The sequence below is a fragment of the Actinomadura alba genome, assembly GCF_014323705.1.
Classification (GTDB): Bacteria; Actinomycetota; Actinomycetes; order Streptosporangiales; family Streptosporangiaceae; genus Actinomadura_C; species Actinomadura_C alba.
This window is the reverse complement of sequence record NZ_JABVEC010000081.1, coordinates 1-2,055: the sequence shown is the minus strand read 5'-3', so window position 1 is coordinate 2,055 and position 2,055 is coordinate 1. Positions and strand designations below refer to the sequence as shown.

At 61.8% G+C, this 2,055-nt stretch carries 1 protein-coding gene; it reads right to left on the bottom strand.

From position 1 onward, the window contains the following. Positions 1-2: 2 nt before the first annotated feature. On the bottom strand, positions 3-1,469 hold the full coding sequence (gene ltrA, locus HKK74_RS38790) for a group II intron reverse transcriptase/maturase (RefSeq protein ID WP_222723270.1): 1,467 nt from the start codon (positions 1,467-1,469) through the stop codon (positions 3-5). Between the last annotated feature and the right edge of the window lie 586 nt (positions 1,470-2,055).

Genomic DNA, 2,055 nt, shown 5'->3' with positions numbered 1-2,055 from the left:
CTTTAGACGGCGGCTTCTCTGGCGAGCTGGCGGCTCCATGGCGTTGGGATCTTGTGCCCCCTGTACTGGTGGCGTTTGATTGCCATCTTGGCGGGACTGTAGATCCTTATGCCGTCTATTTCTGGTAGTCCCCGCTGCGGGTAATACTTGCGGCGGATCCATTTCCAGTGCCGACCGGGATGTTTGTTCCGTAGCCACGTCCACACTCTGTGCCACACATAGTTTCCCAGGGCGAGGAACGAGGTTTTGGACGCCCCGTGCCGGAAGTAGAGACACCATCCACGCACCATCTGCCCGATCCTGCGGAACATATCGTGCGCGGACTGTCCAACGGTCTGATACTTGGTGACCTCTTTCACCTTCCGCCGGATGGCCGCTTCGGCCTTCTTGGACGGATAGGAGTAGACCAGCCACCGGTCGCTTCCCCATTGACGGTGCCGCTGGATACGGAAACCGAGGAAGTCGAACCCCTCGTCGAGATGCCGGACCTGTGTTTTCTCCACCGCCAGGCGAAGACCCACCGTGTCCAAAATCTTCTCGATATCGCCCCATAGCGCGGCGGCGTGTTCCCGGCTGCCGTACACCAGGACGACGAAGTCGTCCGCGTACCGCACGAGACGGTAGGTGGCGCCCCCGCGCTGCCGGTAGCGGCGGCGATTCCATTCAGCGCCGTGCCGGTTCCACTCTCGTTCAAAATGCTCGTCGAGAGCGGACAAAGCGATGTTGGCCAGGAGCGGCGAGAGGATGCCGCCCTGAGGAGCGCCGGAGCTGGGGTCTTTCCGCTCGCCGGTCTCTTCCATCACTCCAGCCTTCAGGAAGGCCTTCACCAGGGCCAGGACGCGCTTGTCGCCGATGCGTTCCCGCACACGCTCCATCACCGCGTGGTGCGAGATCTCATCGAAACAAGCCGCGATATCGCCCTCGAAGACCCACTCATAGCCCAGATGAGCATGCAGGCGGATGTCTTCGACCGCGTCCTGAGCCCGCCGGCCTGGCCGGAACCCGTAACTGGAAGAGGAGAAGTCCGTCTCGAAGATCGGCTCCAGCACCAGCTTCAAACACGCCTGGACGACACGATCGGCCACCGTGGGAATCCCCAGCGAACGTAGTTTCCCGTTCGCCTTGGGAATCCTCCGCTGACGAACCGGAAGAGGCCGCCAGGTCCGCGCCTTGATCTGACTGCGCAGTTCCTCTAGAAACCCTTCCACGCCGCCCGCAGACGCCTCGATCGACCGCACGGTGCGTTTGTCGATCCCAGCCGTCCTAGCGCCCTTATTCTCCCGGACCCGTTCCCAGGCTACTGCCATGAAAGCCGGATCCACCACGAGGTTGAACAGATCATCGAACCGGCGGCCAGCGTCGGCCGCCGCCCATCGGTGCAGCTTCGTTTGAATACCCAGTACCCGCTGGCCCGCCGTGAACGGCATGGCCACCATGACGCCGATATTCACCGGCGTATCTTCTGGCATGACCCCAACTCATTTCTGCAGACACGCTGCTCCCCTTCGCCATGTGGACGGCTTTCCCGCCCCCGGACTACTACGAGAGCTCCGCCCCGCTCCGCAGCCATAAGCAGGCAGTGTACGTTCCCTTTCCCACGCTGGATACGCGAGAAGAGGGGGCCGCGCAGCGGTTCCCACGTTCACCTGTCATCGATCGATGAGGGAGGCACCCAGCTCTACCCCGACGGCCCCCATCCCTACGCCACGGACATTTCGAAATGGGCTACCCGATCCTTACGGATACGAGCGGGCATCGCCCTTCTAAAAGGAAGGCGATACGCACCGCAACACCGGCCCAGATCCACCAGATTTAGAGCCGGCTCCACCTAACGAGGCATCAATCACTGGTTCCTTGCGTGTACCTTCCCATCTCGCTCGCCGGACCCGGCCCGTCTGGCAGTACCGAACCGTCCCGGCTTTGTCAGGGCTGCTCCCACCGGAAATCAACACTCCCAAAGAAATCCGGCTGCCCTCAGCTTCACCTTTCTACCGTGATAGATCAGCGATGAAGGTCTTTCACCTCCACTCGATAAACAGGCGCCTCGTGGCGCAC